The sequence below is a fragment of the uncultured Tateyamaria sp. genome, assembly GCF_947503705.1.
In the GTDB taxonomy this organism is placed as follows: domain Bacteria; phylum Pseudomonadota; class Alphaproteobacteria; order Rhodobacterales; family Rhodobacteraceae; genus Tateyamaria.
Map to the genome: position 1 here is coordinate 59027 of NZ_CANNES010000010.1, position 19847 is coordinate 78873.

23 protein-coding genes are annotated in these 19847 nt (G+C 59.6%); 18 read left to right on the forward strand and 5 right to left on the reverse strand.

Annotation, left to right across the window (positions count from 1 at the left end):
• The first annotated feature begins 10 nt into the window (after positions 1-10).
• The 8 genes from Q1A44_RS18345 to Q1A44_RS18380 all read left to right on the forward strand — a co-directional run bounded on the left by Q1A44_RS18345 (position 11) and on the right by Q1A44_RS18380 (position 7125).
• Positions 11-1024 carry a formamidase gene (locus Q1A44_RS18345; RefSeq protein WP_299628190.1) on the forward strand — a complete coding sequence of 338 codons (1014 nt, stop codon included), beginning with the start codon at positions 11-13 and terminating at the stop codon, positions 1022-1024.
• Positions 1021-1695, forward strand: coding sequence for an isochorismatase family cysteine hydrolase (locus tag Q1A44_RS18350; protein WP_299628192.1), 675 nt, complete (start codon positions 1021-1023; stop codon positions 1693-1695). Before Q1A44_RS18345 ends, Q1A44_RS18350 begins: the two co-directional genes overlap by 4 nt.
• A complete protein-coding gene (locus Q1A44_RS18355) occupies positions 1692-3188 on the forward strand; it encodes an ABC transporter ATP-binding protein (RefSeq protein WP_299628194.1) in 1497 nt (498 codons plus the stop codon). The genes Q1A44_RS18350 and Q1A44_RS18355 overlap by 4 nt, the downstream gene beginning before the upstream one ends.
• A complete protein-coding gene (locus Q1A44_RS18360; RefSeq protein ID WP_299628197.1) occupies positions 3188-3856 on the forward strand; it encodes an isochorismatase family cysteine hydrolase in 669 nt (222 codons plus the stop codon). Before Q1A44_RS18355 ends, Q1A44_RS18360 begins: the two co-directional genes overlap by 1 nt.
• Entirely contained in the window at positions 3849-4181 is a 333-nt protein-coding gene (locus tag Q1A44_RS18365) for a cupin domain-containing protein (protein ID WP_299628199.1), read from the forward strand. The genes Q1A44_RS18360 and Q1A44_RS18365 overlap by 8 nt, the downstream gene beginning before the upstream one ends.
• Positions 4182-4532: 351 nt before the next feature.
• Positions 4533-5543, forward strand: a complete 1011-nt coding sequence (gene dusA, locus Q1A44_RS18370) for a tRNA dihydrouridine(20/20a) synthase DusA (RefSeq protein ID WP_299628201.1) — start codon at positions 4533-4535, stop codon at positions 5541-5543.
• 29 nt (positions 5544-5572) lie between these two features.
• A complete protein-coding gene (locus tag Q1A44_RS18375; RefSeq protein ID WP_299628203.1) occupies positions 5573-6394 on the forward strand; it encodes a sulfite exporter TauE/SafE family protein in 822 nt (273 codons plus the stop codon).
• Complete coding sequence (locus tag Q1A44_RS18380) at positions 6391-7125, forward strand: hypothetical protein (protein WP_366942614.1); 735 nt, start codon at positions 6391-6393, stop codon at positions 7123-7125. Before Q1A44_RS18375 ends, Q1A44_RS18380 begins: the two co-directional genes overlap by 4 nt.
• A gap of 64 nt (positions 7126-7189) precedes the next feature.
• Here Q1A44_RS18380 and Q1A44_RS18385 read toward each other — a convergent pair whose 3' ends face one another.
• From Q1A44_RS18385 to ccmI, 3 genes are read right to left on the reverse strand one after another with little or no spacing between them, the layout of a single operon-like run.
• Positions 7190-7435 carry a DUF1289 domain-containing protein gene (locus Q1A44_RS18385; protein ID WP_299628206.1) on the reverse strand — a complete coding sequence of 82 codons (246 nt, stop codon included), beginning with the start codon at positions 7433-7435 and terminating at the stop codon, positions 7190-7192.
• A 7-nt stretch (positions 7436-7442) separates the two neighbouring features.
• Positions 7443-7922, reverse strand: coding sequence for a Holliday junction resolvase RuvX (gene ruvX, locus Q1A44_RS18390; protein WP_299628208.1), 480 nt, complete (start codon positions 7920-7922; stop codon positions 7443-7445).
• Complete coding sequence (gene ccmI, locus Q1A44_RS18395) at positions 7919-9154, reverse strand: c-type cytochrome biogenesis protein CcmI (protein ID WP_299628210.1); 1236 nt, start codon at positions 9152-9154, stop codon at positions 7919-7921. The genes ruvX and ccmI overlap by 4 nt, the downstream gene beginning before the upstream one ends.
• A gap of 218 nt (positions 9155-9372) precedes the next feature.
• On the opposite strand from ccmI, the gene Q1A44_RS18400 reads away from it, so the two are divergent.
• Positions 9373-10617 carry a sarcosine oxidase subunit beta family protein gene (locus tag Q1A44_RS18400; protein WP_299628212.1) on the forward strand — a complete coding sequence of 415 codons (1245 nt, stop codon included), beginning with the start codon at positions 9373-9375 and terminating at the stop codon, positions 10615-10617.
• Between the two features lie 3 nt (positions 10618-10620).
• Positions 10621-11073, forward strand: coding sequence for a hypothetical protein (locus Q1A44_RS18405; RefSeq protein ID WP_299628214.1), 453 nt, complete (start codon positions 10621-10623; stop codon positions 11071-11073).
• Positions 11074-11099: 26 nt separating this feature from the next.
• Here the strand turns inward: Q1A44_RS18405 and Q1A44_RS18410 are convergent, their stop codons facing one another.
• Complete coding sequence (locus Q1A44_RS18410) at positions 11100-11291, reverse strand: hypothetical protein (RefSeq protein ID WP_299628216.1); 192 nt, start codon at positions 11289-11291, stop codon at positions 11100-11102.
• A gap of 215 nt (positions 11292-11506) precedes the next feature.
• Between Q1A44_RS18410 and Q1A44_RS18415 the strand changes: the two genes are divergently transcribed.
• From Q1A44_RS18415 to Q1A44_RS18445, 7 genes are all read left to right on the forward strand, one after another.
• The gene (locus Q1A44_RS18415; protein ID WP_299628218.1) at positions 11507-11722 is read left to right on the forward strand and encodes a hypothetical protein; all 216 of its coding nucleotides are present in this window, start codon (positions 11507-11509) and stop codon (positions 11720-11722) included.
• Positions 11723-11809: 87 nt separating this feature from the next.
• Positions 11810-12139 (forward strand): sarcosine oxidase subunit delta, encoded by a 330-nt coding sequence (locus Q1A44_RS18420; protein ID WP_299628220.1) that lies wholly within the window; start codon positions 11810-11812, stop codon positions 12137-12139.
• A gap of 72 nt (positions 12140-12211) precedes the next feature.
• Positions 12212-15226: a sarcosine oxidase subunit alpha family protein gene (locus tag Q1A44_RS18425; RefSeq protein WP_299628222.1), complete on the forward strand. Its 3015-nt coding sequence runs from the start codon at positions 12212-12214 to the stop codon at positions 15224-15226.
• The gene (locus tag Q1A44_RS18430; RefSeq protein WP_299628224.1) at positions 15219-15788 is read left to right on the forward strand and encodes a sarcosine oxidase subunit gamma; all 570 of its coding nucleotides are present in this window, start codon (positions 15219-15221) and stop codon (positions 15786-15788) included. The genes Q1A44_RS18425 and Q1A44_RS18430 overlap by 8 nt, the downstream gene beginning before the upstream one ends.
• Before the next feature lie 76 nt (positions 15789-15864).
• The gene (locus Q1A44_RS18435; RefSeq protein ID WP_299628227.1) at positions 15865-16257 is read left to right on the forward strand and encodes a hypothetical protein; all 393 of its coding nucleotides are present in this window, start codon (positions 15865-15867) and stop codon (positions 16255-16257) included.
• A gap of 203 nt (positions 16258-16460) precedes the next feature.
• Complete coding sequence (locus tag Q1A44_RS18440; protein WP_299628230.1) at positions 16461-16859, forward strand: hypothetical protein; 399 nt, start codon at positions 16461-16463, stop codon at positions 16857-16859.
• A gap of 99 nt (positions 16860-16958) precedes the next feature.
• Entirely contained in the window at positions 16959-17558 is a 600-nt protein-coding gene (locus tag Q1A44_RS18445; protein ID WP_299628232.1) for a superoxide dismutase, read from the forward strand.
• Positions 17559-17689: 131 nt separating this feature from the next.
• On the opposite strand, the gene Q1A44_RS18450 is transcribed toward Q1A44_RS18445, so the two are convergent.
• Positions 17690-18229, reverse strand: coding sequence for a TIGR00730 family Rossman fold protein (locus Q1A44_RS18450; protein ID WP_299628234.1), 540 nt, complete (start codon positions 18227-18229; stop codon positions 17690-17692).
• 128 nt (positions 18230-18357) lie between these two features.
• On the opposite strand from Q1A44_RS18450, the gene Q1A44_RS18455 reads away from it, so the two are divergent.
• Positions 18358-19806, forward strand: coding sequence for a LysM peptidoglycan-binding domain-containing protein (locus tag Q1A44_RS18455; protein WP_299628236.1), 1449 nt, complete (start codon positions 18358-18360; stop codon positions 19804-19806).
• Positions 19807-19847 lie beyond the last annotated feature (41 nt).

Genomic DNA, 19847 nt, shown 5'->3' on the forward strand with positions numbered 1-19847 from the left:
GAGACGACCGATGAACGGACTGGGAGGCTTGAACAAATCGCCAAATGGTGTGGTGATTGGCTTGGTTCAGCTCAAATTACCCGTGGTGCAAACGCAGGCGGACCTCGCCGCGCAAACCGCCCGCATTGTCGAGATGACGGCCAAGGCGCGGCGTAACCTAGCCACCATGGACCTGGTCGTCTTTCCCGAATACGCGCTGCACGGCCTGTCCATGGATATCAATCCCGACATCATGTGCAGCATGGACGGCCCCGAGGTCGCGGCGTTCAAGCAGGCCTGCATCGAAAATGACATTTGGGGCTGCTTTTCCATCATGGAGGCGAACCCGGGTGGCATGCCCTACAACGTGGGCCTGATCATCGATAACAAGGGCGAAGTGCAGCTCTATTACCGCAAAATGCACCCTTGGGTCCCGGTAGAACCGTGGGAACCGGGCGACGGTGGCATTCCGGTCATTGAGGGCCCCCATGGCTGCAAACTGTCGTTGATCATCTGTCATGACGGCATGTTCCCCGAAATGGCGCGCGAGGCGGCGTACAAGGGCGCCGAGATCATGCTGCGCACTGCTGGCTACACCGCGCCGATCCGCGACAGTTGGAAATTCACCAACCAATCCAATGCCTTTTGCAATCTGATGGTCACCGCCAATGTCTGCATGTGTGGCAGTGACGGCACCTTCGACAGCATGGGCGAGGGGATGATCTGCAACTTTGATGGATCCATTATCGCGCACGGCACGTCTGGCCGCGCAGACGAGATCATCACCGCCGAGGTGCGCCCCGACCTCGTCCGGGAGGCGCGGATAAACTGGGGGGTTGAGAACAACATCTATCAGTTCGGGCATCGGGGCTATGTGGCCGTCAAGGGCGGCGCGCAGGATTGTCCATATACCTACATGACCGATCTCGCTGCAGGGCAATACCTTCTACCGTGGGAAGATGAGATCAAGACAACCGACGGCAGCGATTTTGGTTTTGCCGCCCCGACACGTGTTTTCGTCCCCACCAAAGAGGCCGCCGAATGAGTATCCAAGCCGACCCCTATGCATGGCCTTACAATGGTGATCTCAGGCCCGAGAACACCGCGCTGATGATCATCGACATGCAGACCGATTTTTGTGGCGCGGGTGGCTATGTGGACAAGATGGGTTATGACCTGTCGATGACCCAAGCCCCCATTCAGCCTATAAAGGCGGTGTTGAAGGCGATGCGCGCCAGGGGGTATCACATCATCCATACTCGCGAAGGGCACCGCGCCGATCTGGCCGATCTGCCCGCGAATAAACGGTGGCGCAGCCAGCAGATTGGTGCGGGCATCGGTGATCCGGGGCCGTGTGGCAAAATCCTTGTGCGCGGCGAACCCGGTTGGGACATCATTCCCGCCCTTTCCCCGCAAGAAGGCGAGCCGATCATCGACAAACCCGGCAAGGGCAGTTTCTATGCCACCGATCTGGAAATGATCCTGCGCACGCGGGCGATCGAGAATATCGTTCTCACGGGCATCACTACGGATGTGTGTGTCTCGACCACCATGCGAGAGGGCAATGATCGGGGCTTTGAATGCCTTGTCTTGTCCGATTGCTGCGGGGCTACGGACAAGGGCAATCACGACGCGGCCCTCAAGATGGTTACGATGCAGGGCGGCGTCTTTGGTGCGGTCAGCGACAGTACTACGCTTTTGGATCAACTGCCGTGAAGGCCACCGCAGTCGAGACCTTGCACATGACGATGCAATTCGGCGGCTTCACGGCGCTGGACGACTGCTCGATCAGGATCGCGCCGGGCAGCTTTCATGCCCTGTTGGGCGAGAACGGCGCAGGTAAGTCGACACTGGTGAAATGCATGATGGGCTTTTACCGGGCAACCTCGGGCGAGATGTTGGTGGACGGGCGCGAGGCGCGCATCAGTGATCCCAAAGCGGCTCATGCTTTGGGGCTGGGCATGGTCTATCAGCATTTCACGCTTGTGCCATCGCTCACTGTTGCGGAAAACCTGGTGATCAGTCGCGAAGATGCGCCAAGCGTGATTGATTGGCGGGCCGAAGGTGCTGATTTGCAGACCTTCATGGACGGTATGCCGTTTCAAGTCCCGCTCGACCAACCGGTGCGGGCGTTGGCGGCGGGCGAAAAGCAAAAGCTTGAAATCCTCAAGCAGCTTTACCTCGGTCGTCGCTTCCTGATCCTGGATGAACCCACCTCTGTGCTGACCCCTGACGAGGCGGACGAAGTGCTGAGCCACATGCGTGCGCTTTGCCAGAAGGGGGCAATTTCGGTGCTGATGATCACCCACAAATTCCGCGAGGTAACCGCCTATGCCGATGCGGTCTCTGTCCTGCGACGCGGCAAGCTGGTCGGCGGTGGGAAGGTGGCTGAGCTGGGTCACGGCGATATGGCAGCGCTCATGATGGGAGACGCGCAACTCGCGCAGCCCGCGCCCCGCTCTGGCACGCGCGGCGTTGAGGTTCTGGAACTGAACGACATCAAGGCTCAGGACCGCACCGGGCTCAAGGGCATTCGCATTGACAAGTTGCGCGTACATGCAGGCGAGATCGTTGGGGTGGCTGGCATTTCTGGCAATGGCCAGATGGAGCTGATGGAGATTCTCAGCGGTCAACGACCGTGTCAAAGCGGCCAGATCCGGGTCAAGGGCAGCCCCTATTCCGCCACGCGCCGCGAGGCGCACCGCCATAACATCCGCTTTCTGCCAGAAGAGCCGCTGCACAACGCTTGTGCGCCGCGCATGTCAGTCAGCGACAACATTGCCTTTCGCAGTTTCGACACCGACGGGGGTGTTTGGCTGTCCGGACGCAGAATGCGGAGCCGGGCCACCCGCCTTGTTGACCAGTTCAAGGTCAAAACCACCTCTATCGACGCGCCGATCAGCGCATTGTCGGGCGGCAACGTGCAACGCGCCGTACTGGCGCGGGAACTCTCGGGGGATGTTGATTTGCTGATCATTTCGAACCCTTGCTTTGGCCTCGACTTTTCCGCCGTCTCCGAAATCCGCACCAGGATCATGCAGGCACGAAATGCGGGCGCGGCCGTTTTGATATTGTCTGAGGATCTTGATGAAATCATGGAGCTGACCGACCGTGTGCTGGTGATGTCCGAGGGCACAATCACCTATGACGCCCAGACCGCTGAGGCCGATATCGCAACCATCGGGCGCCATATGGGAGGTCATTTGTGATGGTCCGGATCGACGCCGCTTTGCCATTTGCGTTTGGCTTTGATCCGGCGGCGACGGCGCTTGTGGTTATCGACATGCAGCGCGATTTTATCGAGCCAAGCGGTTTCGGCGAAACGCTGGGCAATGATGTCTCATTGCTGCAAGCCATTGTGCCGACCACAGCGGCGATGTTGGCGTTCTGCCGTGCCAAAGGCATGACAGTGATCCACACCCGAGAATGCCACCGCCCTGACCTGTCCGACCTGCCGTCGTCGAAACGCGACCGGGGCACCCCCCGTCTGCGTATCGGAGATCACGGCCCGATGGGGCGTATTTTGGTGGCGGGGGAAGAAGGCGCCGAAATCATTCCGGAACTTGCCCCGATCACAGGTGAGTTGGTCATCGACAAACCTGGCAAGGGCGCATTTTATGCCACGTCCCTCGCCGAATATCTCGCGGAAAACAGGATCTCCAAACTGATCCTGGCGGGCGTCACCACTGAAGTCTGTGTGCAAACCACGATGCGTGAGGCCAATGATCGTGGCTATGACTGCCTGTTGATCGAGGACGCGACCGAAAGCTACTTTCCTGAGTTCAAGCGTGTCACGTTGGAAATGATCCGCGCGCAAGGTGGCATTGTGGGTTGGACCGCCCGTTTCGCACAACTGGAAAGGGCCTGGCATGACTGATCCTCTGTCTATACCGGACTTGGCCACCCAATTTGCGAGTCTTGCATTTGAACCGTTCAGAGACGGCGTCGACATTCACTACATGAAAGAAGGCGCGCCTGCCGTGGCGCTTTTGAGATATGCACCCGGAGCACGTGTTCCGAAGCATCGGCATACCGGGCTGGAAACAATCCTTGTGCTGGAGGGTGCGCAATCGGACGAGCGCGGCACATATCCAACCGGATCATTTATCCTGAACCCGGAAGGCAGCGTGCATTCCGTTTGGTCAGACTCCGGCTGTGTCGTTTTGATCCAATGGGAGCGCCCGGTCGAAATTCTTGAGTGAGACGAAATGGGGAGCAGGCAAGTGTAGGGCGAGTGAACTCGCGCCCGTCACCTAGCGGTGGTTTTGTGCGGGTGATGCTTGATCAAACAGCAGGCTGAAATAACCGCTACAACCTTATCGGTTTTTCAGATCTGGCAGGTGGTGATCCCAAACAGGCACTGCACATGCATAGCTTCAAATCGGGAACAGGATTCCAGACCGCGCGTTCTCAAGCCGCGCATCCAGATGTCTGAACCGAACACCGCCGCTTGCTATTTTCGCTTTCGCGAGGGCTGGACCGCCCCAATTTCTGTGCAGTATATGAGCCGGGTGGACGCCCAAGCCGGTTCGCGGACGATCGGAGATCAAAGAATGCCCAACCACGCAGCCACTATGGCAGCGAGACTGTCCGTCGCTCCTATGATGGACTGGACAGACCGGCATTGCCGTTACATGCACCGCCTGCTCAGTCGGCGCAGCCTGCTTTATACCGAGATGGTAACTGCTCCTGCATTGGTCCGCGGCGGAGCCTTGCACTTGCTCGATCATGATCCGGCCGAGCAACCTGTAGCCCTGCAACTCGGCGGATCGGACCCGGCAGAGTTGGCGCAAGCAGCACGTCTGGGCGAAAAGGCGGGCTATCCTGAAATCAACCTCAATTGTGGCTGCCCGTCTGACCGGGTGCAATCAGGCACTTTTGGTGCGGTCTTGATGCGCGACGCGGGCCTTGTGGCCGATTGCGTCGCGGCGATGCGCGCAGCCGTCGATGCCGAGATCACAGTGAAATGCCGGATCGGCGTTGATGACCAAATCGCCGAAGAGGTGTTGCCTGAATTTCTGGCCCGCATCGTCGCGGCAGGATGTGAACGGGTCACGATCCACGCGCGCAAGGCGTGGCTGCAAGGTCTCAGCCCCAAAGAGAACCGGGATATTCCACCTCTGAATTATCCTCTTGTGATGCAGATGAAATCCTATTTCCCGAACCTGCACATTTCGATCAATGGGGGCATCACGACGTTGGAAGAGGCCGAAGAGATGCTTGATGCGGGCCTTGACGGGGTGATGATCGGGCGCGCGGCCTATCATCAACCGGCGGATATTCTGTGCGCTGCGGATCGCCGCATCTTTGGCGATGGCCCTGACAGTACGGCGGAAGAGGCCGTGTACGCCATGCTCCCCTATATCGAGGCGCATCTAAGCGCGGGCGGGCGGCTGCATCAGGTCACGCGGCACATGCTGGGCCTTTTTGCGGGACGCCCAGGCGCGCGGGCCTGGCGCAGGGTGCTGAGTGAAGGGGCGACAAAACCCGTTGCGGGCCCCGAATTGGTGCAAGCCGCCTTGGCGCAAGTGACCGCTCTGGCACCCGCTGCGAAAGCGGTGTAGCCCGGACGCATTCGCAACGGAGAGTGCCGATGCCTGATACATTCCTTTTGATCCAGATGCTTGTCCTGCTGGTCGTGATCGGCGCCGTTGCGGGCATCCTTGCGGGCCTCTTGGGCGTGGGGGGCGGTATTGTTCTGGTCTTTGCCTTCTTTTATGCCTTTCAGACACTTGGATATGACAGCGCACAGTTGATGCAGTTGTGTTTGGCGACCTCGCTGGCCACGATCATCGTCACTTCTGTGCGGTCTGTTCTCGGGCACCATAAAAAGGGAGCAGTGGATTGGGGCATCCTGCGATCCTGGGCAGCGGGTATCATGATCGGCGCTGTGCTTGGCATGCTGGTAGTGGCAGAGTTGCAGTCGACGACGTTGCAAGCGATCTTTGGCGTGCTGGCCCTTACCGTTGGTCTCTATATGGGATTTGGCAAGGCGGGTTGGCGGTTGGCTGATGCGATGCCGACAGGGATCAAGAGGGCCGTCCTGTCGCCTGTCGTTGGCTTTCTGTCTGTTCTGATGGGCATTGGTGGAGGCAGCTTTGGTGTGCCACTGATGAGCCTGCACAGTGTGCCGATCCACCGCGCCGTGGCCACGGCGGCGGGCTTTGGCGTGTTGATCGCGGTGCCTTCGGTTGTCGGCTTTTTGCTGGTGGAACTGGATGGGCCTGTACCGCCCTTCACTATCGGTGCAGTGAACGTACCCGCCTTTGCCGTTGTGATTGCAATGACCCTGATCACGACGCCTTTTGGGGTCAAACTTGCACATGCGATGGACCCTGCGCCGCTGAAACGCGTCTTTGCCGTTTTTCTGGTGTTGGTGGCGCTGAACATGCTGCGCAAGGCAATGTGGGGATGATGGCGCGCGACGGGTTCGAGGTCTTTGACTACGACCCGCGTGTTGCGCGGTGGGCCGCAGTGGCGCGTTCGGTTGCCCAGACATTGGCAGACGATCCGAACATGCGCGCCAAAAACCTGCGTCATGGAGACACATGGTTTGTGGGTGTGGATGCGCTCCCCAATGCGGTGGATGGAGCGATCAAAGGTGTTCCGTTGGATGGGCCTTGGGCAAATCAGGTGCCGGACCTGCCGCACCACGCAGCCCAGGTGTCAATCGTCTATCCCGGCTATCCAAAACAGGACGCAACAGAGAGCGACGCCAATCACCGGTTTCGCATCAGGCGCTGTGCAGCCCATGTGGACGGGTTGCTGCCCAAAGGACCTGCGCGGCGCAGGTTTGCATGCGAATACCACGCCTATATTCTGGGCATACCGCTGAACCTTGCGCCCTCAGCCCCCACTATGGTCTGGCGCGGGAGCCATCATATCATGAAAGCGGCCTTGCGTGACGCGATCGGCGATCGACCCATCGGTTCAGTCGATGTGACCGAAGTCTATCAAGCCGCGCGCCGTGCCGTATTTGAGCGCTGTGAAAGGGTGGCGATCGGGGTGGTCCCCGGGCAAAGCTTCCTTATCCACCGCTTTGCCCTGCACGGAACTGCGCCTTGGGAGGGGCCGGTTGCGGCCGGACGCATGATCGCATTCTTGCGACCCGAATTTCCAGACCCGCAGGATTGGCTTATGTCTTAACGGTTTCCTCACAGCAGCGCCGTTCTTTGCGTCGAAAAACAGCCGTAGAACGCGTTGGGCTGCGTTACCGTTTCAGACGTGCAGTGCGCCCACCGCGCCGCCCTTTCGGGGCCGCCTCGCGCGTGGGCAGTTCGTCCATGATCCGGTGGCGTTCCTCGGCACTCATCCGGCTCCAGCTGCCGATCTCGTCGATAGAGCGCGCGCAGCCGGTGCAGAGCCGCGTTTCGGGATGGATGACGCAAATCTGAACGCAGGGGCTTTCAATCTCTGCCCGTTTCCACACCAAGTTGCTTGGAACTGCCGCTGTCATGCCTGTCTCACTCTGCTTGCCGTGCCATGACAGACATCCTGTCCAGCAATCCTTGCAAGATATAGCCCGCGGCCACATGATCAATGACTTCGGCGCGACGTTTGCGTGTCGTATCCGCCTCAAGCAGAGCTTTTTCAGCCGCCACCGTGCTCAGCCTCTCATCCCAGAAGGTGATCGGGCCATCCCAAAGCTTTTCGAAATTGCGGGCAAAGGCCCGCGTGGATTGGCAACGTGGCCCTTCGGAACCGTCCATGTTGCGCGGCAGCCCCAGAACCAGCCCCCCAACAGATCGGTCGGCAATCAGGGCTTGCAAGCGGGCGGCATCCAATCCGAATTTTTTGCGCCGGACGGTTTCCAGCGGTGTCGCCACGGCCCGGTAGGTGTCGGAAACGGCCACGCCTATCGTCTTGTCGCCCAGATCCAGCCCCATTATGGCCCGCAATGGCGGCAGGGCCGTGATGAATGCCTGTGTGTCGTCGGTGATCATTGCAGGCCGACCCGGTCGGCGGCTTCGTTCAGTATATCAACGGCACGGGGATCTTCGCCAAAGACCTGCATGGCGTTCCGGAACACGGCGTCGGCTTGGCCCATCTGGCCCAAAACACCCAAGGCCGAGATCAACTGCGCCCATTCCTCAACGGCCCCCCCCTCTGTCGCGAGGCGTTCGCTCAGGCCCGTCACCATGCCCTGAATCATGTCCATCCGTTCGGAAGGTGTCATGTCGCCTGCGGCTTCGATCTGGTCTGCGGTCGGGCCGCGCCCGGTGCCGATGACGGGGCGCGCATAATTCACGCCCGCACGCATCGCCATCGTGTCAATCTGTCCTTCGATCAAGGGCATCCATGGGGCATCAGGTGGTCCTTCGCGCAAAAGCTGATCCCACACACGCAATGCGGTGTCCGGTCGCCCGGTCTGGGACATCATCAAACCGAAATAGTAACGGGCCGTGCCATTGCCTGGGTCCATCGCAAGCGTCCCCTCCAGAACCGCCTCTGCTTCGGGCGAGACATAGCCGCCCGCCGCCAGGATCATAAGATCGGCGTAATCTGAGAAGTCCTGAGCAGTTGCTGCGTCGCCCTTCAGGTCGATGACCCGTGCCTTGGCTGCGTGGGCGGCGGCAAAGTTACCAAGCTGCGCTTCGGATTGGGTCAACAGGACATGCCCTTGCAAATCATCGGGGCGCGAGGCGACGGTCTGCCGCAAACGTTCGACCAAAGCCACATAATCGGGCGAGGTGCCCGGGGGTGGGCCCCCGCGATCGGTCAAGCTCGCCTCTGCCGTGGCTTGATTTGGCCGTTCGTCGCGCACGGTTTCGGCGCGTTCGATCCGATCGGCCAAGGCAAGATCGCCATAGCCGGGTGCGCCCAGTTCGAGGTAGATGTAGTAGGCGCCGCCGGCGACAGCCAGCGATGTCACGGCAGCGACCACAATCCCGCCAGACCCGCCACGTGTTTCCTCGGCGCTTTGCAATGCGGCATCAGCGGCCAGGATGCGGCGGGATACTTCTGTGCGCGCACGCTCTGCATCCGCCTCCGACACGACGCCCCGGGCCAGGTCCCTTTCGACTTCTTTCAATTGGTCGCGGTAGACGTCCAGGTCATAGGCTGCCGGTGCACGCGTCTCGCGGCGTCCCAGCAACAAGGCGGCGGACAGGGCGCCAACCACCGCCAACGTCAGCATGGCCGTCAAAATCCAAAACAGCGTGTCATCCCCAAGCATTTCAAGCCTTCTTTTTCCACCGCACCGTGGATGTAACCCTTGGCGGCCAATTGCAAAAGGGACAAAGCAGCGCGCCTGCGCCGCCAATCTGGCCTGCATGGCCGCATGTGTCGCAAAACCGTTAAAAAGTGCCGCCAGCGCGGCCCTTTTTCTTTGCCTCAGCGGCCATTAGAAACGCAAGCTCACCAGCAGTCGATTCCAGCGCCCGGACACCGCCCATGAAACGTTACTCTGCCTTTGCCATCGCCCGTGAAGCCGCGCGCTATCACACTGGTTGGGAACGGGCCTGGCGCGCGCCGGAACCCAAGGCGAAATATGACGTGATCATCATCGGGGCCGGCGGGCACGGGCTGGCCACAGCTTACTATCTGGGTAAGAACTTCGGCGTCACCAACGTTGCGATCCTGGAAAAGGGCTGGCTGGGTGGCGGCAACACGGGCCGAAATACGACGATCATCCGCTCGAACTATTTGCAGGATCCGTCGGCGGCCATCTACGAAAAATCCCGTTCGCTCTATGAAACGATGAGCCAGGATTTGAATTATAACGTAATGTTCAGCCCGCGCGGCGTCATCATGCTGGCCCAGACCCAGCACGAGATTCGCGGCTATCAGCGCACGGCCCATGCCAACGCCCTGCAAGGGGTGCAGACTCAGTTCATCGGCCCTGAAAAGGTCAAGGAGCTGGTGCCGATCATCAACATCAACGGCCCCCGCTATCCTGTTCTGGGTGGCCTTTGGCAGGCGCGTGGCGGTACAGCGCGCCATGATGCAGTGGCCTGGGGCTATGCGCGTGCATGCTCCGACATGGGCATGGACGTGATCCAGCAATGCGAGGTCACCGGTGTGCGCCGCGACGGCAACAAGGTTGTCGGTGTCGATACGTCCAAGGGCGCCATCGACTGTAACAAGCTGGGCGTAGTGGTGGCAGGCCATTCGGGGCATGTGGCCGACATGGCAGGTTTCCGGTTGCCGATTGAATCCGTCGCCTTGCAAGCGCTGGTCAGCGAGCCAATCAAACCCTGCATGGATGTGGTTGTCATGGCAAACACCGTGCACGGCTACATGAGCCAGTCTGACAAGGGCGAGATGGTGATCGGCGGTGGCACCGATGGCTACAACAATTATACCCAGCGCGGTTCCTTCCATCACATCGAAGAAACGGTACGGGCGTTGATCGAAACCTTCCCTATGATCTCGCGGTTGAAAATGTTGCGCCAGTGGGGTGGGATTGTCGATGTGACGGGCGACCGCTCGCCCATCCTGTCCAAGACACCGGTCGAGGGCATGTTCATGAACTGCGGCTGGGGCACAGGGGGCTTCAAGGCGATCCCGGGGTCAGGATGGGCTATGGCGGAACTGATCGCCAAGGGGCACTCGCCGCTGACGGACGAGTTTTCGATGAACCGCTTCCGGGCGGGCAAGTTCATTGACGAATCCGTCGCCGCTGGGGTGGCGCATTAACCCATGTCGATGACGCGCTATATCCTGAGACGCTTTGCACGGGTTGTTGCCTTTGTCGGCCTGGCGGCCTGGGCCATTGGCACCGTGCTTGTTCTGATGGGCAGCAACGCCGAGCTGTTCCAGCGCTTTGGTGCCCTTGGTGTGGCGGCGTCAGTCCTGTTTTTTACCGACCGGCTTGCCAAGATCGAACTGGGACGCCAGAAGTCGGTAGAAAAACTGCTGCACGAATACGGCATCGAGCTGACAGCAATAAAACAAGGCACGCCACCATCGGAAATCCCGCAAGATGGCTATGCCGTTGATTTCCTGACCGAAGAACGGAATTTCGACAAGCTGCGGGCACAAGCAGAGACGTTCAACTTTTTCAACGTCGTGCTGCTGACCGTGGCGACGCTGCAATGGGGTTTTGGCGACCGGCTGGTCAATCACCTGAACTGTGGGGCCGCGCAATGCTGATGGCCCCGACCCAACCACGCGTGGACCTAGTCGGGTGTCTTGGTCCGTTCGCCTTGACCGGCTGCAGAGCCAAAGGCGATCAAGTCGCTCACGTCGATTTCGCGGCCGCCTCGCGCGGCCTTGCGCTTGGCCGCCCCGCGGCGTTCCAGCGCAAACATGATCAGCGCGCCGACGATGATCGCACCAAAGACCAGAACGGCCCCCATCTCTTTGCTCATGACATCCTCCTGTCAACTCAAGTTGACACTTGCACAATACGCCACCACCCGTCACGCAAAAAAATCCGACCTTCAGACCGTGGTTTGGCGGGACGCAGCCGGGTCAAGCTGTGCAAAACGGCCGGCATTGGCCGCTTATCGGGACAGATCGGCGGGGCAGTTGTCACGCGGTCTGCCACGTCCGACGGTGAGGCTCCTAGATTCGAGGCTCTTAAATGTCAGACTATCCAAATCCCAACGCACCAAACCACAATCTGCACCGCGGTGATGGTGTCAGCGGGCGCGGTGTGCTCATCGCGCTGCTTGTGCTGCTGGCCGTCATTGTACTCATCGCGATTGTCGGCTCGATCGGCGGTGCGGGCGACGGCACGGCACCGACTTCGGACGTTATCTCGCCCGCAGTTGAAACACCTTTGCTGCCGGCCGAATAACTCTACCTCACTCCCAAGCACCGCATCAGGCGGGCGTCTTACGACGTCCGCCTTTTGCGCGTCCGCCCCCCTGAACGGAGCATGCCCATGCTGATCCTGACCTGTCCCTGCTGTGGCCAGACCGGCGAAGAAACCGAGTTTCACGCAGGCGGCGAGGCGCACCTGACGCGCTTTGGCCCCGGATCGTCAGATGATGATTTTGAGGGGTACTTGTTCATGCGTGAGAACCCGAAGGGCGTGCATTTCGAACGCTGGCGGCATGTTTATGGTTGCGGCAAGTGGTTCCATGCGGCGCGCTGTACGATGACGCTCGAAGTTTTCGGCACCTACGCGGCTCAAACAACAGAACCACCCCAGGAATTGCGCGACAAGATCAGCGCGAAACGCCCTGGTTGGTCATGGGGCGCATTCTCATGATCCCTCTTCATCTTGCCAAGAAAACTCCCTCCGGAGGCCCCGATGCTTCCGCCAGTGCCGAGGCCCGATAACATGAGCACACGTCTTGCCACACATGGCCGCCTTCTGAACAAGGACCGTGCCGTCCGGTTCAGCTTTAACGGCAAACAGCTCAAGGGGTTTGAAGGCGATACACTTGCCTCGGCCCTTTTGGCCAATGACCAAATGCTGGTTGGTCGGTCGTTCAAGTACCACCGCCCCCGCGGGATCGTGGCCGCAGGCCCAGAGGAACCCAATGCGCTGGTCAATCTGGGCGTCGATGGCAAGTTTGAGCCCAACCAAAGGGCCACGACGACCGAGCTTTTTGACGGGCTGCTTGCGACCAGCCAAAACCACTGGCCGAGCCTTGAGTTCGATGTGGGCGCCGTGAATGCGAAGCTGTCCCGCTTTATGCCAGCGGGCTTTTACTACAAGATGTTTATCCATCCCCGTCCGCTGTGGAAATACATCTACGAGCCGTTCATCCGGCAGGCCGCTGGCCTGGGGCAGGCCCCTAAAGGACGGGATCAGGACACGTACGAACACTACTATGCATTCTGTGATGTGCTGATCATTGGCGGTGGCATCGCGGGCCTGCAAGCGGCCAAATCGGCCGCGCGGACCGGTGCCAAAGTTCTGGTGCTGGAACAAACCGCCCATTGGGGTGGCCGGGCACCGGTCGATGGTGGCACTGTCGATGGCCTGCCTGTGGATAAGGTCGTGGACGAACTTGTGTCCGAACTCTCTGGCATGGAAAATGTCACCTTGCGCCTGCGGACGATGGGCGCGGGTGTCTATGATCACGGCTATGTTCTGGGCTACGAGCGTCTGACCGATCACGCCCCAAAAGCTGACGGCCCCCGCCACCGCTTGTGGCGCATTCGGGCAGGCCACATTGTGACGGCCACAGGCGCAATTGAACGCCCCCTCAGCTTTGCCGGGAATGATGTGCCGGGCGTCATGCTCGCCTCTGCCGTGCGCGACTATGTGGTGAATTACGGTGTATCGGCGGGCGACCGCACGGTGGTTGTCACAAACAATGACGACGCTTACCGAACCGCTTTGGCCCTTAAAAGCGCCGGTCTCAATGTCCCTGTTATCCTTGATGCACGCGTCACGCCCGTTGACAGCGCCCTCATGGCTGAGGCCAAGGCCGCAGGTATCCGCGTCATGATGGGCCACGGTGTGGCCAAGGTCTTGGGCGGCAAGCGCGTGACCGGCGTTGCCGTATGCGCTCAAGCGGGCGAAGGGGCCGTGCTTGAGGAGATTGCCTGTGACGCGGTGGCCATGTCGGGAGGCTGGTCGCCCGTTGTCCACCTGTGGTCGCATTGCGGCGGCAAGCTGCTCTGGGATAACGATTTTGCCATGTTCCGCCCCGATGTGGATAAAGCGCCCAAAGGTGCGGATGGCGCGGGCTTTGTCAGCCCGGCAGGGGCAGCCAATGGCCACTTTGGCCTGACCGAAATCATGGGCGACGCACATGCAATGGGCCAAGCGGCGGCCGAGGCCACGGGCTTTGCTGCCAAGCGCGGCAAGGCGCCCCAAGGCGAAAGCGTCGACGAGGCCCCGATGGCCCCGGTCTGGTTGATGCCGCAAGGAGCGGGCGTCACGCTGAGGTCGAAATCATGGCTGGATTATCAGAACGACGTCAAAGTCAGCGACGTGCAACTCGCCGCTCAGGAAGGATTCGAGAGCGTCGAGCATGCCAAGCGCTACACCACCCTCGGCATGGCCACAGACCAGGGCAAGCTGAGCAATATCAATGGCCTTGCGATCCTGTCCGATGCGTTGAACCAACCGATCCCGCAGACCGGCACCACAACCTTCCGCCCGCCCTATACGCCCATTTCCATGGGGGCCATTGGTGGCGAGGCGCGTGGCGAGGTGTTTCAACCGATCCGGCGCACACCGATGCACGATTGGCACGACGCCAACGGTGCCGATTGGGAACCCGTGGGCCAGTGGCGTCGCCCCTATGCCTTTGTCCGCGATGGCGAGACGGTGCATGACGCAGTGATGCGCGAGACCAAGAATACCCGCGAGAACCTCGGGCTGCTTGATGCATCCACCTTGGGCAAGATCATCGTCAAGGGCCCGGATGCGGGCAAATTTCTCGACATGCTCTACACCAACATGATGAGCACGCTGAAACCCGGCAAATGCCGCTATGGCCTGATGTGTGGCGAAAACGGTTTCCTGATCGACGACGGCGTTGTGGCCCGGATCGACGAGGATACATTCCTGTGCCACACCACCACTGGCGGGGCCGAGAGCATACATGGCCACATGGAAGAATGGCTTCAGACCGAGTGGTGGGATTGGGATGTCTATGTCGCCAACGTCACCGAGCAATATGCACAAGTGGCCGTTGTCGGCCCCAAGGCTCGCGAAGCGTTGGAGCGTTTGGGCGGCATGGATGTGTCCAGGGATGCGCTTGGCTTCATGGAATGGGCAGACGGCACGCTGGGCGGCTTTGATGTTCGGGTCTACCGGATCTCTTTCTCGGGCGAGTTAAGCTATGAAATCGCCGTGCGCGCGGGGCAGGGGCAGGCTTTTTGGGATGCTCTGATGGCCGTTGGCGCGGACCTTGGCGTGATGCCTTACGGAACCGAAGCCTTGCACATTCTGCGGGCCGAAAAGGGGTTCATCATGATCGGTGACGAGACCGATGGCACCGTGATCCCCCAAGACCTGGGCCTGCATTGGGCGCTGTCCAAAAAGAAAGAAGATTATCTGGGCAAGCGCGCCCACACCCGCAGCCATATGGCTGATCCCGAGCGCTGGCAGCTTGTAGGCCTTGAGACAACGGATGGTTCCGTATTGCCCGATGGCGCATATGCGGTGGCACTGGGACGCAACGCCAATGGTCAGAAGAACGTGCAGGGCCGTGTCACCTCCAGCTACCACTCGCCCAACCTGGGCCGCGGGATCGCCATGGGGCTGGTGCTGCACGGGCCCGATCGGATGGGCGAAGTGATTGAATTCCCGGGCACGGATGGGACCACCTATTTGGCCAAGATCGTCAGCCCGGTCTTTCATGACCCGCAGGGGGAGAAGCAGAATGTCTGAAACCGTCACCGCCCTGAACGGGGCCGTCTGGTCTAAAGGGATCGCGACAATCACAGAGGCACCACTGCAAGGGATGATCACCCTGCGTGGCGACTTGAGCATTTCGGCCATCAAAAAGGCGGCAAAAACAGCGACTGGCATGGCTGTGCCCGGGCCCGGCAAAGCCACAGTCGATGGCGATACCGGGCTTTGCTGGATGTCGCCGGACGAAATATTGGTACTTTGCCCCTACTCACAGGTGGCTGAGACGTTGGACAAGATGACGGCGGTGTTGGCCAAAACACATGCGCTGGCCGTGGACGTGTCGGACGCTCGCGCAGTGTTTCAGGTTTCGGGCCCACTCGCCCGCGACGTGATGGCCAAGCTTGCACCGGTGGATTTCAGCGCAGACGCCTTTGCCCCGGGGATGTTTCGCCGGTCGCGCATGGCGCAAGTCGCCGCAGCGTTCTGGATGCCAGATGCCGATCGTTTCCAAATCGTATGTTTTCGCAGCCAGTCACAATATATGTTCGATCTTCTGAAAGTGGCCGCTCAGCCCGGGAGCGAAATCCAAAAACCATAAAAATCGCGCCGTTTTTGCTTTCCCTCATTTCGTGTAACGCTAAGCTGCGCTAAGATGCAGTAAGGAATAGTGCAAAATGAAACAAGCGGCCCTATCGATAGTATTTGCCGGTTTGGCAACTGTGGCGCAATCGCAAACCTTTATTTGCGACGTGAAATCGACAGGCGATGGATTTATTCCAGAAACGCTTGTAATTGCATTGGATCTCGCCGCAAACCAAGCCGTCGTCTATGATGATATTATTGATTGGGCCGAAGGGGAACCTTTGAACGCCAAGATGCGCACGCGTTCGAATGGAACAACTGTCCTTTCTTGGGCGATGACTTTGCCAACCGAGCCAATGCGTGTTCACGTCAGTTACCGCGCCATCCTCGCTGCGGACAAAGCCTCTGTGGTTATGCGCGGCACGATGCGCAATGCAGAGAACAGCCCAAAGGGCAACGGTTCTTGCAAATTGGACAATTCCTGAAATTTTCAACTTTCAGGGCGAGAATTAAGGGTCAAGAGATAGCAACTCTACATTGCCCGATTGCGTGAAAAATACCGAATGGGTGGAATTTTCAGGCCTGGTAATTGGTGTTTCCGTAACGGTGCTGCTTTCCGTTTCGTTCACTTGTATTTGCCGGATTTGAGGTTACATATCAACCTATACCTGTGAAATCAGGACGAAAAATGAAAAGACTTCTTATTGCGACAGCTTCTGTAGTGGCTTTGGCATCGCCTGCAACGGCTTTGAAACTGGAATGCAAGGTTACTGGCAAAGGGGACGGCTTTATTGCGCCAAACCTTTTTCTGGAATTTGAACCGGGACAGCAGACTGGCACGGCTTATGACGGTGTTATCGACATGGTGCATGGCGCGCCCATTGAGGCCAAACTCAGAAAACTAAGCCGCAGTGACAGCGAGTACCGTTTGAACTGGTCCGTCAACAATGTGCCGGCGCGGCCACGCCCGGTTCGGATCGCATATCACGCGACGGTCAACCTGGCAGATAATTCTGTGATTGTGCGCGGGTCCATTCGCGGCGCCACGAACCTGGTCACAGGAACGGGCCAGTGCAAAGTCAGATAAAGGCTCAAACGGTCAGACGTGGCGCAGATCGCCCTTGAACTTGCAGCATTTCGCACAATGTGACAGTCACAACCTGAACTTTTCAAAGGGGGCCCTGCAATGGCTTTTGAACTTCCTGATCTTCCCTATGCCCATGACGCGCTGGCGTCCAAAGGCATGTCTGCCGAAACCATGGAATATCACCATGACCTGCACCACAACGCATATGTCACCAACGGCAACAAGGCGATTGAGGGCACCGAATGGGCAGGCAAGAGCCTGGAAGAGATCATTGTCGGTACATATGACGCCTCGGCCGTGGCCCAGAACGGCATCTTCAACAACATCAGCCAGTTGTGGAACCACAATCAGTTTTGGGAAATGATGGGGCCTGGCGACAGCGCAATGCCGTCCGAACTGGAAAAAGCGTTGGTCGAAAGCTTTGGCTCGGTCGATCAGTTCAAGGCCGACTTCTCCGCCGCCGGTGCAGGCCAGTTTGGTTCTGGCTGGGCGTGGTTGGTGAAGGACGCCGATGGCAGTCTGAAAGTGACCAAGACCGAAAACGGCGTGAACCCTCTGTGCTTTGGTCAAACGGCGCTGTTGGGCTGTGATGTGTGGGAACACTCTTACTACATTGATTTCCGCAACAAGCGCCCTGCCTACCTGACCAACTTCCTCGACAACCTCGTGAACTGGGAAAACGTCGCGAGCCGGATGTAATCCGGTCGGTCTGTGCGACAGAAATCGGCAGGGTTGCGACGCGCAATCTACATCGACAGCGTCTTGGGGTCACCCGGGGCGCTGTTTGTTTTCCAGGCCGGAGAACCGCCAGAAATCGCGTCAGATTTTGATCACGTCAAAGCAGCGATTGCCGCGTCGGCATCGGGTACGGCGGTGTAGTAGTCCAGCAACGTTGCATCCGCAAAACCGTTGTCGACCACATGCTGCATCAGCGCGATCAGCGGATCCCAATACCCTTTCGTATTCACCAAAACGACAGGTTTTTCGTGCAAGCCCAGCTGCCGCCAGGTCAGCACTTCGAACAGTTCGTCCAGCGATCCCGCGCCGCCCGGCAGCACAACAACCGCGTCGCAGTTCATGAACATCACCTTTTTGCGCTCGTGCATGGTCTCGGTCACGATGTAGCGGGTCAGATCGACCTTGCCGACCTCCCATTCCACCAGGTGTTTTGGGATAACGCCGAATGTGTCACCACCCGCCGCTTGCGCCGCACGGGCGACCGCACCCATCAGGCCCACATCACCCGCGCCATAGACAAGCCGCCAGTTCTTCTCCACCAGCGCACGCCCGAGCGTGTCCGCGGTGGCCATAAAGGCCGGGTCCGCCCCGGGGCGCGAGCCGCAATAGACGCAAACGGATTTCTGGGACATGGCGTGATCCTTGCAACATGCGTGGGAATGTGATCGGCCGCGATCGGCTTGCTTTTGACCGTTCTACCGTCGCCTGCTATGGAACCGCAACACATCCAGGGGATTTGCGGGTGTAGGGAAGGGACACGATGTCAAAATGGGCAGCACTGGCCGGTTCAAACGGCGTGATGGTTGCATCTGCAACGGCGGTTGCCGTGGCCGCAATCGGGGCAGGCGTTTTCATCAACAACCGGCCGGCCCAAGCGCCGGTCGAGGTGGCCCAACCGGCTGACCCTGAACCGCAGGTGATTACAACACCTGCTCCCGAAGCAGAGCCGGAAGTGGTCGCAGAAACGCCCGAGACGCCCCCGTCAATTGACGAGGTCCGTGTCGAGGCCGATGGTTTGACCATTGTTGCAGGTCGTGCGTCTCCGGGCAGCGAAGTTTCCGTTCTGTTGGATGGCGTCGAAAACACCTCTGTCACCGCAGATGCAGGCGGGGGTTTTGCGGCCATCACCATGATTGTGCCCAAGCCCACAGCTCAGGTACTCACCATTGTTCAGCGGTTGGGTGATCGGTCACTACCATCTGTCGAAGAAATAATCCTAGCGCCAACGGCTGTGGCGCAGCCCGAACCCGCACCGGTCATTGTCGCCGAAGCTGATCCAGCGCCAGAGCCTGAGCCCAAGGTCGCTGCGACAGTAGAACCGGCGGCGACGCCAGAGCCGACCCCCGAGGTCGTGGCAACCGCTGAGTCCGCTCCAGAAGCCGAAGTGACGCCAGAGGTCGTGGCGACAGCCGCGCCAGAGCCTGTCGCAAAGCCCGTGTCCGAAACACCTGCACCCCCCGCACCTGTTGTCGTTGCCGAGACGCCGCAGCCAACGGTAGAGGACACAGCCAACAACATTATCGCCAAGGCTATCACTCCGGCCCCATCCGCCCCCCCATCACCATCCCCATCCACGGTGGCGACAGTCACAGAGCCCTTAGCGCAACCCATCGAACCCGCCCCGGCGGAGCCTGAACCGACGGTTATCGCCGAGGCCAAGCCCGCCCCAGCGGAAGCAGCGCAACAGATCACCGTTCTAAAATCGACAGCTGACGGCGTGGAAGTGCTGGGCACCCCGCCGGAGGCGCTCGACAGCATCGCCATCGACACGATCAGCTATTCCGACGTGGGCGATGTACAACTTGCCGGTCGTGCCCAGTCAGAGGCAGACGCTGTACGCGTCTACGTCGACAACCGTGTGATTACCGAGTTGCCCGTGGACCCTGACGGACGCTGGCGCGGTGATCTGCCGGACATCGACACGGGCGTCTACACGTTGCGGGTTGATGAGGTTGATGCGACCGGTGATGTGACCAGCCGGGTTGAAACGCCGTTCCGCCGCGAGGACCCTGCCGTTTTGACTGCTGCAGACAGGCCTGAGGCGGCCGCAACCCAAGTGACCGTCCAGACGGGCACCACGCTTTGGGCAATTGCGCGCGAACGCTATGGCGAGGGGCGATTGTTTGTGCAGGTGTTTGAGGCAAACCGCGACTCCATTCGCGATCCCAATCTGATCTATCCCGGTCAGGTTTTTGCTCTGCCGAATTGATTAGCGCCGCGCGAAGCTGCTCTGGCAACTTGTGCTGTCCT

Bases quoted from the DNA above. Each gene is read 5' to 3' on its own strand.
- Q1A44_RS18345 (WP_299628190.1), top strand. From the start codon at position 11: ATGAACGGACTGGGAGGCTTGAACAAATCGCCAAATGGTGTGGTGATT.
- Q1A44_RS18350 (WP_299628192.1), top strand. From the start codon at position 1,021: ATGAGTATCCAAGCCGACCCCTATGCATGGCCTTACAATGGTGATCTC.
- Q1A44_RS18360 (WP_299628197.1), top strand. From the start codon at position 3,188: ATGGTCCGGATCGACGCCGCTTTGCCATTTGCGTTTGGCTTTGATCCG.
- Q1A44_RS18365 (WP_299628199.1), top strand. From the start codon at position 3,849: ATGACTGATCCTCTGTCTATACCGGACTTGGCCACCCAATTTGCGAGT.
- dusA (WP_299628201.1), top strand. From the start codon at position 4,533: ATGCCCAACCACGCAGCCACTATGGCAGCGAGACTGTCCGTCGCTCCT.
- Q1A44_RS18375 (WP_299628203.1), top strand. From the start codon at position 5,573: ATGCCTGATACATTCCTTTTGATCCAGATGCTTGTCCTGCTGGTCGTG.
- Q1A44_RS18380 (WP_366942614.1), top strand. From the start codon at position 6,391: ATGATGGCGCGCGACGGGTTCGAGGTCTTTGACTACGACCCGCGTGTT.
- Q1A44_RS18385 (WP_299628206.1), bottom strand. From the start codon at position 7,435: ATGACAGCGGCAGTTCCAAGCAACTTGGTGTGGAAACGGGCAGAGATT.
- ruvX (WP_299628208.1), bottom strand. From the start codon at position 7,922: ATGATCACCGACGACACACAGGCATTCATCACGGCCCTGCCGCCATTG.
- ccmI (WP_299628210.1), bottom strand. From the start codon at position 9,154: ATGCTTGGGGATGACACGCTGTTTTGGATTTTGACGGCCATGCTGACG.
- Q1A44_RS18400 (WP_299628212.1), top strand. From the start codon at position 9,373: ATGAAACGTTACTCTGCCTTTGCCATCGCCCGTGAAGCCGCGCGCTAT.
- Q1A44_RS18405 (WP_299628214.1), top strand. From the start codon at position 10,621: ATGTCGATGACGCGCTATATCCTGAGACGCTTTGCACGGGTTGTTGCC.
- Q1A44_RS18410 (WP_299628216.1), bottom strand. From the start codon at position 11,291: ATGAGCAAAGAGATGGGGGCCGTTCTGGTCTTTGGTGCGATCATCGTC.
- Q1A44_RS18415 (WP_299628218.1), top strand. From the start codon at position 11,507: ATGTCAGACTATCCAAATCCCAACGCACCAAACCACAATCTGCACCGC.
- Q1A44_RS18420 (WP_299628220.1), top strand. From the start codon at position 11,810: ATGCTGATCCTGACCTGTCCCTGCTGTGGCCAGACCGGCGAAGAAACC.
- Q1A44_RS18425 (WP_299628222.1), top strand. From the start codon at position 12,212: ATGAGCACACGTCTTGCCACACATGGCCGCCTTCTGAACAAGGACCGT.
- Q1A44_RS18430 (WP_299628224.1), top strand. From the start codon at position 15,219: ATGTCTGAAACCGTCACCGCCCTGAACGGGGCCGTCTGGTCTAAAGGG.
- Q1A44_RS18435 (WP_299628227.1), top strand. From the start codon at position 15,865: ATGAAACAAGCGGCCCTATCGATAGTATTTGCCGGTTTGGCAACTGTG.
- Q1A44_RS18440 (WP_299628230.1), top strand. From the start codon at position 16,461: ATGAAAAGACTTCTTATTGCGACAGCTTCTGTAGTGGCTTTGGCATCG.
- Q1A44_RS18445 (WP_299628232.1), top strand. From the start codon at position 16,959: ATGGCTTTTGAACTTCCTGATCTTCCCTATGCCCATGACGCGCTGGCG.
- Q1A44_RS18450 (WP_299628234.1), bottom strand. From the start codon at position 18,229: ATGTCCCAGAAATCCGTTTGCGTCTATTGCGGCTCGCGCCCCGGGGCG.
- Q1A44_RS18455 (WP_299628236.1), top strand. From the start codon at position 18,358: ATGTCAAAATGGGCAGCACTGGCCGGTTCAAACGGCGTGATGGTTGCA.